Here is a 13,588-nt window from a genome sequence, read left to right on the forward strand (position 1 = left end):
CTGTTAAGCGGCCAGCAGATCTGCGCTGCCGGGCCGGATAGGGTTTACTGTGCCAGCGGTTTTTTCAGTACGCGCAGCATCACGGCGGTCAGCACTGTACCCACTACCAGCGCCACCAGATAGGATCCCAGATGGGTCACCGCATTGGGGATGGGCAGTACGAACACGCCACCGTGCGGCACTTTCAGTTCCACACCCATGGTCATGGAGATGGCACCGGTTACGGCGGAACCCACCATCAGCGACGGAATCACGCGCAGCGGATCGCGGGCGGCAAACGGGATGGCACCTTCACTGATGAAGGAAATACCCAGCACGCCAGCGGCCTTGCCAGCTTCGCGCTCGTCGGCGGTAAAGCGGTCGGCAAACAGCTTGGTGGCCAGCGCAATACCCAGCGGCGGCGTCATGCCGGCGGCCATGACGGCAGCCATCGGGGTGTACACCTGGCTGGCGATCAGGCCGGTAGCAAAGGCGTAGGCTGCCTTGTTCACCGGGCCGCCCATATCAAAGGCCATCATCGCGCCCAGAATGGCACCCAGCAGCAAGGCGCTGCTGCCCTGCATGCTCTTGAGGGCATCGGTCAGCATGGCCAGCAGGCCGGCCACCGGCGTGCCGATGACGTAGATCATCAGCAGGCCCACCAGCAAGGAACCCAGCACCGGCAGAATCAACACCGGCTTCAGGCCATCCAGATTGCGGCCCAGCTGGATTTTCTTGTTGAGGAAATCCGTGCCGTAACCAGCGATGAAACCGGCGGCGATACCACCCAGAAAGCCGGAACCCAGGCTGGCGGCCAGCATGCCACCCACCATGCCGGGGGCAATGCCCGGACGGTTGGCGATGGAGTAAGAAATATAACCGGCCAGAATCGGCACCATCAGCGCAAAGGCGGACTTGGCACCAATCTGGAACAAGGCCCAGGCCAGTGTGCCCTTGTGGGCGTCGTCAAAGGCGTAAATACCGCCCAGCGCAAACGCCAGCGCAATCATGATGCCGCCCGCGGTGACGAAAGGCAGCATGAAGGACACACCGGTCATCAGGTGTTTGTAAGCGCCATTGCGCTGTTCGCTCTGGCCACTGGCTGCCGGTGCGGCGGCCTGGTTGCTGGCGGCCTGGCTGGCACCGTGTGGCTGGGCTTCGGCAATGGCACGGCGTACCAGATTTTCACCATCATTGATGGCCGGTTTGGTGCCGCTGGAGAACAGACGCTTGCCGGTAAAGCGCGACAGGTCCACCTGGGTGTCGGCGGCAATGATCACTACATCGGCCAGGCGGATTTCATCCGCCGTCAGCGTGTCTTGTGCACCGACCGAACCCTGGGTTTCCACGCGGATGCTGTGGCCCAGCTTTTGCGCGGCCTGGCTCAGGCCTTCGGCGGCCATGAAGGTGTGGGCAATACCGGTGGGGCAGGAGGTGATGCCGACAATGCGCAGTGCGCTGCTGGCGGTTTGGGCATTCAGGCTGGCCTTGAGCTGGCCTTCGGCATCGGCCAGCACTGCTTCCAGCGAGCTGAGCAGAGTGTGGCTGTTGGCAAAGCGCACATCTTGCGCGGCAGCTTCGCCAATCAGCAGCACGGCGTCGGCGTCGGCAATGGCGCTGGCACTCAGCGGCTGCTGCACGCCTTGTGCGGTGTGGATTTCTACATCGATCTTGTGTTTCAGCCGGGTAGCCGCCTGGCGCAGCGCTTCGCCAGCCAGCATGGACTGGGTGCTGCGATCGGGAGCTGCAATCACTGCCAGCAGGTTTGCCATTGTCTTTCTCCTAGTTTTATCTGCCTGTTGTTGTTGCTTTGCTGATGATCTGCCGCGTGGCGGGGGTGGGTGAGCGTTGCCCGCCCGCAGCATGATGGTTTAGAGCCGCTAACAAAAAACCTGATGCGGCGTTGCGCCTCCTAGCCGTACTGCTTGTACTGTCTGCGTCGGCGCGCCTTGCCTCAGGGACGCTGCGCTATTTTGTTAACCGCTCTTGCTGTAAGTGCTGCACTTCCACTTGCCGTGCCAGTTGTTCCACCTGGCTGCGTTCCGGCAGGTGGGGGCCGATGCGGGCCAGCTTGGCGGTGGCAAAGGCCACGGCCAGCCGGGCGCGGTCTTCACCGGCCAGGCGCTGGTGGCGTGCGGCACTCAGGCCAGCTACCAGAGCATCACCAGCACCCACGGTGCTGAGCGGGTTCTGTACCGGCAGGCGGGCCAGCAAGGCCGGGCCGTCGTCCAGTACAAACAGCGCGCCTTCTTCACCCAGCGACACCACCACCTCGGCCACACCGGCCTGTTGCAGTTGGCGGGCGCAGGCCAGCACGTCGTCCAGGGTGGGCAGTGCACGGCCAGCCCATTGTTCCAGTTCGTGGCGATTGGGCTTGATGCAGTCCGGCAGGCTGGCGCGTGGCGCGGCCAGTGCGGTGGCCAGTGCGGCACCGCTGCTGTCCAGCAGCACATGCGCGCCCCATTGGCGCAGCTTGCCAATCAGCACCGGCAGCCGTTCCGGCTCCAGTCCTTGCGGCAGGCTGCCGGCCAGCACGATCTGGCTGCCCGGATTGACGTCGGCGGCCAGCAGGGTCAGCAGGCGTTCCCATTGCGCCTCGCCTACGCTCAAACCGGGCAGGTTGATGTCGGTGGTGCTGGCATTGGCCTGATCGGACAACTTGATGTTGACGCGGGTATCGCCCGGCACGCGGATAAAGCGGTCGGCAATGCCTTTGTCCTTGAACAGCGCTTCAAACGCTTCGCTGTTATTGCGTCCCAGCAGGCCGGTGGCCAGCACCGGCAAGCCCCAGTCGGCCAGACAGCTGGCCACGTTGACGCCCTTGCCTCCGGCATTGCTGGTGCTGGACAGCGCCAGATTGACGCTGCCGGGCTGAAAATCCTGCACACACACCGTCTGGTCGATGGCCGGGTTCAGGGTGATGGTAATCAGCGGGCCGTTCATGACAGCAGGCTCTGCAGGGCGCGCACTTCTTCGGCGCTATCGCAATCCAGCGCTTGCTGTGCCAGCTCGGCCAGTTTGGCAAAGTCGCTGCCACGCAGGCGGGCCTTGACGCTGGCGATGTCGCGCGGACTCATGGACAGTTCGTTCACACCCAGGCCGGTGAGCAGGGCGGCACCAAAGGGGTCGCCAGCAATGCCACCGCACACGCCCACCCAGCGGCCATGCTGGGCTGCGCCTTGTACCGTCTGGTGAATCAGGCGCAGCACCGCCGGGTGCAGGCTGTCGGCTTCGGCGGCCAGTTCCGGGTGCTGGCGATCGATAGCCAGTGTGTACTGGGTGAGGTCGTTGGTGCCGATGGAGAAGAAGTCCACATGCTCGGCCAGTTTGTCGGCCAGGGTGGCGGCGGCAGGCACTTCCACCATGATGCCGATCGGCACCACCGGGGCGTTCAGCTCGCGGCGAATGCCTTCACACAGGCCCTTCAGGCGGGTGATTTCCTTCAGCGAGGTAATCATCGGGAACATGATGGACAGCGGCTGACCACCACGGGCGGCGCGATACAGTGCACGCAGTTGCGGTTCCAGCAGGTCGCGGCGGCGCAGCAGCAGACGGGCACCACGCATGCCGAGGAAGGGGTTTTCCTCATGCGGCAGGTTGAGGTAGGGCACTTGCTTGTCGCCGCCGATATCCAGCGTGCGCACGATCAGCGGGCGGCCTTCCAGAGCCTGCAACATGGCTTGGTAAGTAGCGAACTGTTCTTCTTCGTCCGGGCTGTCGTCACGTTCCAGGAACAGGAATTCGGTACGCATCAGGCCCACGCCTTCGGCACCGGCGGCAATGGCGGCGGCCACTTGGTCCGGGCGATTGACGTTGGCGGCCACTTCCACGCTGTGGCCGTCACGGGTTTGGGCTGGCAGGCTGCGTTCGGCTTCTTCGCGTTCCTTGCGCAGCTGCTGTTGTGCCATCCAGTCGCGGGCTGACTTGAGATCGGCTTCACCCGGATTCAGGTAGAGGCGGCCAGCCTGGCCATCCAGAATGGCAGCCGTGCCATTGGCCACGCCCAGCAGGCCGGGGCCACCGGCTACCAGCGCGGGTAGGCCGAGGGTGCGCGCCAGAATGGCAGTGTGCGAGGTGGGGCCGCCCTGGGCGGTGGCCAGGCCAATCACCTTATTGGTATCCAGCCCGGCGGTGTCGGACGGCGACAAATCGCTGGCCAGCAGAATGCAGTTGTCCGGCAGCTCGGACAGAGTGGTGGCTTGCAGGCTGGGGTCGATCTTGCCCAGCACACGGCGGCCCACGTCGCGCAGGTCGGCAGCACGGGCGGCCAGCAGCTGGTTGCCCAGCGCGGCCAGCCGGTCGGCCAGGCGCTCCACCGCCTGATGCCAGGACCAGGCCACGCCGTGGCCTTCCACCATCAGCTGGCAGGACAGGGTGATCAGGTCGGTATCGCTCAACAGCTCGGCCTGCGCCTTGAAAATGGCGGCTTCGGCATTACCCAGTCGCTGGGCGGTGTCTTCGGCCAGCTTGGCCAGTTCGGCACGGGTATCGGCCAGTGCGGTGTGCAGCTTGTCACCGGCTTCGGCCAAGGCCAGCGGGTGATCGGGAATGGCGGGCAGGCCGTGGGTGAGCACATGCACCTGACCAATTGCCAGGCCGGGGCTGGCGCTGATGCCGGCCACTTCTAGCGGGTGGCCCGGCGGCTGCCAGTTGTTTTCGCTACGCTGGGCCTGGGCTTTTTGTGCGGCCAGCGCGGCGTCGGTTTGTTCCTGTGCGGTCAGGCGGGTCATCACCCCTTGCAGGGCTTGCAGCAGGGCGGCGGCATCGCTGCCTTCGGCGGACACGATCAGGCGGTCGCCACGTTGCAGGCCCAGTTGCAGCAGGGAAATCATGTTCTTGGCGTCAGCCACATGGTGGCCGTGACGCACTTGTACCTGTGCCGCGTATTGGCGCGCGGTTTCCACCCATGCTGTCGCCGGGCGGGCATGCAGGCCGTTGGGATAATCCACTAGCCATTCAAATTTTTCCGCCAGATCGCCCGCCGGTTCCTGCGGTGCAGCCGGTGCGGCAGCTGTGTCGGACAGGGCGGCAATCAGCTCTTGCGGATTGCTGGTGGCAAACAGCTGCTGCAGGCGGGGCTCGTCTTGCAGCAAGCGAGTCAGGCGGCGCAGCAGCTGGATGTGTTCGTCCGACTGGGCGGCAATGGCAAACAGCAGGTGGGTAGTCTGGCCCGGATTCCATTCCAGTCCCTGCGGAATTTGCAGAATAGCAATACCGGTACGCTTGATCAGGTGGCGGTCTTCCACCATGCCGTGCGGAATGGAGACGCCGTGGCCCAGAAAGGTGTTGGCCACGGCTTCGCGTGCCAGCAGGCTATCGATATAGGCGGCGTCGATGCAACCGGCATTAGCCAGCAGCTGGCCAGCCTGACGGATGGCTTCTTCCTTGCTGGCCGGGGCGGTAGCAAGGCAAATCAGTTCCGGATGGATCAGATCGTGCGACATCGGGAGTGGTCTCCTGGTACTGTTATTTTGCTGCATTGCACCCAAAAAGGGGCCGTGCTGGCTATTGTCTGGTGTTGCGTTGCTGGCATTGAAATCGATTACACAACACCTGTCAATATTGATCGTAGATCATCTTGATAAAACACGACTTCAATCTTTAATGATCCTTGTAATTAAAGGCTTGCAAAGCTTTTTCACTTGATGCAGGATCACGACAACCTGACTGAAAACGATTGCAAAATGACGGTACGCATCAAGGATGTAGCCCGGGCTGCCGGGGTGTCGGTGGCAACGGTGTCGCGGGCGCTGGGTGATGGCCCGGTCAGCGATGTGCTGCGCAAGAAAGTGGAAGCCGCCGTGGCCGCCACCGGTTATCTGCCCAATCTGTCGGCGCGCCGGCTGCGCTCTCAGCATAGTCATACCATCGGTCTGATTGTGTCCGATATCCGCAACCCCTTTTTTACTGCGGTCAGCCGCGCAGTAGAGGACGCCGCCTACGCGGTGGGCATGCGCGTCATCCTGTGCAATACCGACGAAAACCCGCAAAAAGAAGCCATGTATCTGCGGCTGATGCAGGAAGAGCGGGTCACTGGGGTTATTTTTGCCCCCACCCGTGCCACGGCGCAAAAGCTGGACCCGCAGCAATTGGGCTTCCCGGTGGTACTGATCGACCGCGCCGCGCCGCCCGGCCAGGCCGATGCCGTGGTGCTGGACAATGCCGAGGCCGCCAGCCTGCTGGTGGAGCATTTGCTGGCACAGGGCTATCGCCGCATTGGCGGCCTGTTTGGCAATACCAGTACCACGGGTGCCGAACGCCACGCCGGTGTGGTGGCCGCCATGCAGCAGCAAGGCCTGCAAGCGGAAGCACGCTTTATTGCCCCCACCCCGGAAGCGGCGGAGCAGGCAATGTATGACTGGTTGCGCGAACCCTCGCCGCCACAGGCCTTGATTGCCAGCAATGGCCTGGTGTTGCTGGGCATGTTGCGTGGGGCGCGCAAGGCCGGTATTGCCATCCCGGAGCAACTGGCGCTGGCCGGCTTTGACAATGACAACTGGACCGAACTGGCCGGCCCCGGCCTGACGGTGATCGAACAGCCGGTGTACGACATTGGCCGCACCGCAATGAAGATGCTGCTGGAACGACTGGAAGACCCGGCGCGCAGTGCGCGTAAGGTGGTGTTGTCTGGCCGCTTGGTGGTGCGAGGGTCGACCCATGCATGAGTGAAATGGCCAAATGGATGGCTGTTTACCACCATCCCGTGACAACAATAATGGTTTTGATCATGTTAAGTGGGTGATCAAGCCATTTTTATTATCCAGTCCGAATTTCTGCCCATGGCCGGTCTGGCTTGGCTAGCGTCACTATTTTGCGAGTGATGACATGTCAGAGTTTCCGTATCAGCAACTCATTTTCCGTATCGTGCTAAGCCTGCCGTTGTTCGCGGCGCCATTTACTTATGCTAATGAGGTGGGTGTGTTTGACCTACCTGGCTGGGCAAGTAGTGAGCCGGCAGGATGCAAAGTCTGGATTGATGAGGAACGCGAGATATCAGCTCAGCGAAAGGTCAACTGGTCCGGTGCTTGCCAAAATGGCAAAGCGGCAGGCAAGGGGATTCTAACCGTGGTTGATGATGACACGGAGCGGATGCATTTTGATGGAGAGATGCTAGAGGGAAGACTCCATGGCAGTGGCGTGTTGAAGATAACAGACGGACTTGATCGTGGAGAGGCATGCACTACGCGGGGCAGTTTTCTGCATGGCCTGACTGAAGGCAAGTTTGAGCAAAGTTGTCGGTCTGGCCGGCGCTACGAGGGGTGGACGCATCGTGGGGTACTGTCTGGATTTGCTCGTGCCTCAATTCCGCGCGAAGCTTACGCTGAGGAGATTGCAGAGTTTGAACGAAATCGGCTGGGCGTATGGCAAGGTTCATTATTCGTGATTACTGGCTGGTGGGAAGGTGGTTTACCACAATTATCCTGTGCCGATGAGGCTGCTTGCCTCCCCTTGGTGGCAAACCGTAAGGAAGAATTAGCCCGCGAAGCCAGGCGCGAGGCCGAGGCTGGGATTCGTCCTTATCTGCTTGTTATGCAAGGTGCCGAGATAGACTTTCCCTTGCCGGAAAAAGGGATCCGTTATATATGGCGTAATGGCAATGGCCAGCTTCTGTCCCGTGGTGTTGTTGATAACCAAAGACGTGCGTTGATTGTTCCTGATCCGGCTGGAGGTTCACGCTATGAGATAAGTTTGGATAATGGCGATTGGGAAGAGTGGGAGATATTGGCAGAGTGTTGGCAACGTCCGGTAAAAGCATTGCAGGCGTGTATGCAACTCATCCGTACCAGTCGTACTGAAAGCGATACTGAAATCGAAGAGCGGGATGTGTTTAAGAAAAATGTGCTCACGTGGGCGCTCGAGGGCCAAAAAGACGCTTGGCCTATCGCCGAAGCCTACATTAAGTTTTTAGCAGAGCATAATAAGTGGGTCCGCCTGCCTGTGGCTAAAATCTCCAGCCAGTCATTCCGTTGTCAGCCTTATCAACCGGTAGTAAATGTGCAAGCAGAGCAAGCTTTTGCTAAGGCTGCCAACCTGCCTGCAGGTAATGAGCAGAAGTTGGCCTATTTCGAAGCCGCGCAGTTGGGCAGCTGGCGTGCAGTGGATCGCTGGATATCGCTGACGCTGGACAATGAATTTTGGGAGGGCACCATCCCGATGCTTTATTGGCTGTCCAGCCATCAGGTTCCTGCCACCTATAACAGGCTGGCTGATGTTATTGAGATTCAGTCCAGTTACGATGCGGCCATGTCAAGTACTGGTATGTCGTCGCTTATCACCAGCCTGCGCTGGCGTGCGGCTTTATTGGGAGACCCGGAGGCGCAGATTAAGATGGCCAGATGGGCGCGCACCCATGCACATACCGCTTTGGCCGACAGCTTGCGTGATTGCGCCGTGCAACAGAATCCAACGCTGGTTGAGTAATGACAATTGTACCGAATTGGCTGGCTCCGGCCTGGCCGTGAACGCGCTGATCACTAGCCGCATCTACAGCCAAGGAGGACGTCGGGAGACGTCCTTTTTTCTTGGCGTTACCGGCTGCTGGTGTGGACTGCTTGTCGTTCTGTCGCGGCAAAATGCTGTTCCAGCCCGTCGAGTAACAGGCGGGTCTTGGTGGGGAGCAAGCTGCGATTGGGCACCAGCGCATAGGTTTTCAGCGGGGGCAGGGTCCAGTCGTTGAGAAGGCTTTGTAGCTGTCCGGCGGCCAGCGCCGCAGCGGCAAAATTGCGCGATACCAGACACACTCCGCGCCCGGTAATGGCTGCCTGCAGGCGCAGGCCGGCATTGGCAGTTTGCAGATGCAGCGCCTGCTGCAAGGCGTAGTGGCTGCCGTCGGCATGCTGGAATACCCAGGGCAGGGCGCTGGCGGCCCCCAGCAGGGGCCAGTCCTGTAGCTCGGAAGGGTGCTGTGGCCGGCCGCGTTCGGCCAGCAAAGCGGGGGCCGCAAACAGACCCTGCTGCAGGGTGTACAGGCGTTTGCCCAGTTGGCTGGAATCCGGCAAGGGCTGGCTGGTCATCACAAAACTCAGGTCGTGGCCGCTGCCCAGCGGGTCGGTCTGATTGCTGACGACATCCACCTCGATGTGCAAGTCCGGATGCGCCAGCATGATGTCGCACAGCACCGGGCTCAGGTGCAGGCTGGCGAACTCGTACGGCGCGGCAATGCGCAGTGTGCCCCTGAGTGGTGCTTCCGCCTGGCCTTGCAAGTGGTCGGCCACGTCCTCCAGCCTGGCAAACAAGGGGCTGATTTCTTCCAGCAGATGAAAGCCCGCCTCGGTCAGCCGTAGATGGCGGGTACTGCGCTCGAGCAAGCGTGATCCCAGTTTTAGTTCCAGTCGTGTCAAGGCGGTGCTGACTGTCGATTTTGGCAGTTGCAGTCGTTCGGCCGCCCGGCTAAAGCTGCCCAACTGCGCCACGCAGTTAAACAGGTACCAATCATTCCAGTCGTTTGTACGTGACATTGAATAATCATTTCAATTTTGACGATTTATTCAAAATAACATGATCTTTATAGTCAGCGTGATCCATCCCAGCCCACAGTCCCTATCCGAATGAATGCATATCCCGTGCTATTGCAAGCCCACCCCGAGTGCCGTCCCTGGCAGGTGCGGTTGTTTGGCCTCACCTTGGGCCTGGTGACGGGGGCGGATTTTGTTGCGGTCAGCATGATGGGCGTGGCGGGCGGGGCGATTCAGGGCGGGGTGGCCGCAGCGCCGCAAGAGTATTTGTGGGCTTTGACCAGCTTTGCCGTGGGCGCGGTGCTGGTCAATCTTTTGCTGGGGCGCTTTGCCACCTTGATCAGTTACCGGCGTTATACCGAGTGGGCCTTGCTGCTGTTCATGGCCGGCAGTGTGGGCTGTGCCCTGGCGGAAGGAATCACCAGCCTGGCGGTGGCGCGCCTGTTTCAAGGGCTGGGCGGTGGTGGGCTGTTTACCGCCTCGCGCATTCTGTTGCAATTGGTAGCACAACCCAAGGAGCGTAAGCCGCTGATGTATGGCTTTCTGCTGGGCTTGTTTGGCCTGTCCGGCATTGCCCCGTGGCTATCAGCCTTGCTGGTGGAGGACTGGGGCTGGCAGGCGATTTTCTGGTTGCAGGCCGGTTTGGTTCCCTTGCTATTGCTGCTGGTACAAATCAGCTATCCCCGGCATGCCGGTGCGCCCACCCGTGCCCAGGCCGGGGAGCTGGATTGGCTGGCCGTGGCGGCGCTGGGGCTGGGGGCCTTGCTGGTATTGCATACTCTGGAGGATTTGCGCTTTTTGCGTTTTAGCGCCCGCCCTGGCATGTGGTTGGCCTTGCTGGCTGGGGCTGGCTTGTTATTGTTAGCCTGGCGGCGCAGCCATACCCACCCGGACCCCTGGTTGCAGCTGCATGCAGTATTGCGACGGCGTTATCTGATGGGGCTGGCGTTTTATGCGCTTTACTACCTGTGCAACGGGATTTGGTCTTATTTGTTGTCTGCCATGCTGCAGCACGGGCTGGGTTTCGACTTTGTCACCACGGGTTGGGTGATGAGCATGGGCAGCCTGGTGACGGTACTGATGGCCATGTCCTATCTGTATGCCAGTCGTTGGTTGACGCGGCGTCACCATGTGCTGGCCTTGGGCTTTGGCCTGCTATTGCTCTGCTGTGTGTGGCTATCGCAGGTGAGCATGCCGGGCGCGGCACTGGCCAGCGTATTGCCAGCCGTACTGCTGCATGGCTTGGTGCCGGTGCTGTCGGTATTGCAGATTGCGGCCATGACTTATGCCGAAGTGCAGACGGAAGACTTTGCCCATGCCTACCAATTGAAAAACATCTTGCGTGAACTGGCCATGGCGATGGGAACCGGCTTGGCTGCTCTGCAATTGCAGGCGGGGGAGGCGGTGGCGCGCATGAGCCTGCTGGATCGCCTGGACGCTCTTAGCCTGCAGCAGTGGGGAATAGGGTTGGATCCGCTTGGTCTTGCACGGTTGTCAGCCCAGGTGACGCAGCAGGCGGTGCTGATTGCCTGCGATCATGCCTTGCTGGCCTTGGCACTACTGGCGGGGCTGGCCATGGTGATTGCCCTGTGGCAAAGAGACTTGCGCTGATCAGCCAGCCCGAAATGCAAGACACCCCGTGGGCTACGGGGTGTCTGTGTCAGAATCAAGGGCGAATCGGGCCGGTCAGGCGGGTGAGGGTATCATCCTTGACAAAACGGTGATGCCAGACCGCAGCCGCAGCATGGAAGATGGCCAGCCACAGCAGCAGATTACCCAGCGCTTCGTGAATTTCTTTCAGGTTGTGCGCGGTTTCCTTGCCCAGCGAGAAAAATACCGGCAGCGTGCTACCCAGAAACACCACGTCCTTGCCATTGCCCTGCACGATGGCAATACCCAGGATGGGCAAGGCCAGCATCAGTCCGTATAGCAGCCAGTGAGCAGCATGGGCCAGCAGCATGGCCGCAGGCTGTGGTGTCGGCGTGATGTCGGGTACCCGGTTGGCCAGCCGCCACAGCAGGCGCGGTATGAATAACATCAGTACGATGATGCCGGCTTGGAAATGGCCGGACTTTAGAAAGTCGCGCAGCGAACTGCCCTTGGGGGCAATATCCTTGAATTCGATGAAAGCCAGTGCGGCAATCACTGCCAGGGCACTCAGCCAGTGAAAGGCACGGGCCAGGCGTCCGTAACTGTGTTGTGAATTTTTCAGCATGCAAGTTCCCCTTGACCGTAGGTGAATCCAGATTGATCGGATGGGATGTTAACCAACCTTTATTAAAGCAGACTTAATCCTGCGAGCTATTGTCCGGGCTCAGTAAAACCGAGCATCGGATGACGGCAAGCTTGTCTGCAGGCTGCCAGCCATCCGGCTTCAAGATTTTGCCATCTGCGCGCTTCACCACCTTGCCATTTATCTGCTTGCGCAGATTGGCCTGATGAATGGCCTCGGTCATCGCTTCCAGTGGCATGCCTTGTGACAGCAGCAAGCCGGTCAGCACGTTCAGTACATCCACCCCCTCTGCCGTAAGTTCGGCCATGCGGCGTTGCTGCTCATCCTGGCTGCATTCACCCATTTGTTTAAATTCTTGCAGGGCATGCAGAAACTCGGCCATTTCTTCGTGCAGCATGTTTTCCCACATTGCCAGTGTGTTGCCATGCAGCCTGGGCTGACTGGGGGCGGGCAGGTCAAACTGCTGCATGAATTCACGGCGGATGGTGTAGAGGTTACTCATTTTGTAGTGTCTTTATTTGCAAAAATATCTATATATTGTGTTTTTTGATGGGTTATAGCAATAAAAAAACGCCCGCAAAACGGGCGTGGTGCTGGTGTAAGTAGGTTAGCTGCGCAGCGTGGCAAGTACTTCGAAGTAGTCCGGGAACGTCTTGGCCACGCATTTGGGATCATTGATGATGACCGGTGCGCCCAGCAGCGAAACCAGCGAGAAGCACATGGCCATGCGGTGGTCATCATAGGTATCGATCTGGGCATCGGGGGTCAGGCTTGTGGGCGGGGTAATACGGATATAGTCCTGGCCTTCTTCCACGGTGGCCCCCAGCTTGCGCAGCTCGGTGGCCATGGCCGACAGACGGTCGGTTTCCTTCACGCGCCAGCTTGCGATATTGCGCAAGGTGGTGGTGCCATCGGCCGCCAGCGCAGCCACGGCAATGGTCATGGCAGCGTCAGGGATGTGGTTGAGATCGACATCAATGGCCTTGAGCTTGCCTGTGGCCGTTGCCTCGATCCAGTTGTCGCCCATGGTGATGGATACGCCCATCTGGCGCAGGGTGTCGGCAAACTTCACATCACCCTGAATGCTGTTATTGCCCACGCCTTCCACTCGTACCGGGCCTCCGGCCAGTGCACCGGCAGCCAGGAAGTAGGAGGCACTGGAAGCATCGCCTTCAACATGTACTTCGCCCGGCGAGATATAGTGCTGGCCGCCCGGAATGACAAACCGCTGCCAGCCCTGACGTTCTACCCGCACACCAAAGCGGGACATCAGGTTGAGGGTGATTTCGATATAGGGTTTGGAAATCAGCTCTCCTACCACTTCGATGGTGGCGGTTTCTCCGGTCAGCGGCAGCGCCATCAAGAGGGCGGTCAGAAACTGGCTGGAAACATTGCCCTTTACCGGAATGACTTCGCCAGCATGCAGGTTGGCCGGGCGAATGGCCAATGGTGGATAGCCAGGGTTGCCCTGGTAGCTGATATCGGCACCGGTCATGCGCAGTGCATCCACCAGATCACCGATCGGGCGCTCATGCATGCGTGCCACACCGGATAGCTGGTAGTGTCCCTGCATCAGCGCCAGCGCAGCGGTGAGCGGGCGAAATGCCGTGCCAGCATTGCCCAGGAACAGGTCGGCGCTCTTTACCGGAAACTCGCCGCCCACGCCCTGTACCCGAAAATCACGGCTGTTGCCGATCTGCTCCACCTGTACACCCAGCAGTCCAAGCGCCGCCAGCATGTGGCGGATGTCATCCGAATCCAGCAGGTCGCGTACCAGCGTGCTGCCGCTGGAGAGAGCCGCCAGCAGCAAAGTGCGATTGGAGATGCTTTTGGAGCCGGGTAGTTTGATGGTGCCGGCAAGGTGCGGAGTTGGAGTAAGGCGGAGCTGTTCCATGGCGTGGCGTTGAGTCTCTGTAGTGTC

The 13,588-nt window shown here is 60.4% G+C and carries 10 protein-coding genes; 3 read left to right on the forward strand and 7 right to left on the reverse strand.

Annotated elements, in window-relative coordinates; translation table 11 throughout:
- Positions 1-44: 44 nt before the first annotated feature.
- The 3 genes from ACODR9_RS16250 to ptsP all read right to left on the reverse strand — a co-directional run bounded on the left by ACODR9_RS16250 (position 45) and on the right by ptsP (position 5,423).
- Complete coding sequence (locus tag ACODR9_RS16250) at positions 45-1,751, reverse strand: PTS fructose transporter subunit IIBC (protein WP_488810446.1); 1,707 nt, start codon at positions 1,749-1,751, stop codon at positions 45-47.
- Between the two features lie 196 nt (positions 1,752-1,947).
- Entirely contained in the window at positions 1,948-2,922 is a 975-nt protein-coding gene (gene pfkB / locus ACODR9_RS16255) for a 1-phosphofructokinase (RefSeq protein ID WP_488810447.1), read from the reverse strand.
- A complete protein-coding gene (gene ptsP, locus ACODR9_RS16260; RefSeq protein WP_488810448.1) occupies positions 2,919-5,423 on the reverse strand; it encodes a phosphoenolpyruvate--protein phosphotransferase in 2,505 nt (834 codons plus the stop codon). Before ptsP ends, pfkB begins: the two co-directional genes overlap by 4 nt.
- Positions 5,424-5,663: 240 nt before the next feature.
- On the opposite strand from ptsP, the gene ACODR9_RS16265 reads away from it, so the two are divergent.
- Positions 5,664-6,644 (forward strand): LacI family DNA-binding transcriptional regulator, encoded by a 981-nt coding sequence (locus ACODR9_RS16265; protein ID WP_488810449.1) that lies wholly within the window; start codon positions 5,664-5,666, stop codon positions 6,642-6,644.
- Between the two features lie 160 nt (positions 6,645-6,804).
- Positions 6,805-8,400, forward strand: a complete 1,596-nt coding sequence (locus ACODR9_RS16270; protein WP_488810450.1) for a hypothetical protein — start codon at positions 6,805-6,807, stop codon at positions 8,398-8,400.
- Between the two features lie 107 nt (positions 8,401-8,507).
- Here the strand turns inward: ACODR9_RS16270 and ACODR9_RS16275 are convergent, their stop codons facing one another.
- Complete coding sequence (locus tag ACODR9_RS16275; protein ID WP_488810451.1) at positions 8,508-9,437, reverse strand: LysR family transcriptional regulator; 930 nt, start codon at positions 9,435-9,437, stop codon at positions 8,508-8,510.
- A 90-nt stretch (positions 9,438-9,527) separates the two neighbouring features.
- Here ACODR9_RS16275 and ACODR9_RS16280 point away from each other — a divergent pair, with 90 nt between their 5' ends.
- Positions 9,528-11,045, forward strand: a complete 1,518-nt coding sequence (locus ACODR9_RS16280) for an MFS transporter (protein WP_488810452.1) — start codon at positions 9,528-9,530, stop codon at positions 11,043-11,045.
- Between the two features lie 55 nt (positions 11,046-11,100).
- Here ACODR9_RS16280 and ACODR9_RS16285 read toward each other — a convergent pair whose 3' ends face one another.
- The 3 genes from ACODR9_RS16285 to aroA all read right to left on the reverse strand — a co-directional run bounded on the left by ACODR9_RS16285 (position 11,101) and on the right by aroA (position 13,561).
- Entirely contained in the window at positions 11,101-11,649 is a 549-nt protein-coding gene (locus ACODR9_RS16285) for a cytochrome b (protein WP_488810453.1), read from the reverse strand.
- A 73-nt stretch (positions 11,650-11,722) separates the two neighbouring features.
- Entirely contained in the window at positions 11,723-12,169 is a 447-nt protein-coding gene (locus tag ACODR9_RS16290; protein WP_488810454.1) for a pyrophosphohydrolase domain-containing protein, read from the reverse strand.
- Between the two features lie 105 nt (positions 12,170-12,274).
- Positions 12,275-13,561: a 3-phosphoshikimate 1-carboxyvinyltransferase gene (gene aroA, locus ACODR9_RS16295; protein WP_488810455.1), complete on the reverse strand. Its 1,287-nt coding sequence runs from the start codon at positions 13,559-13,561 to the stop codon at positions 12,275-12,277.
- Positions 13,562-13,588: the final 27 nt, after the last annotated feature.

Source organism: Aquitalea sp. FG25 (assembly GCF_057809375.1).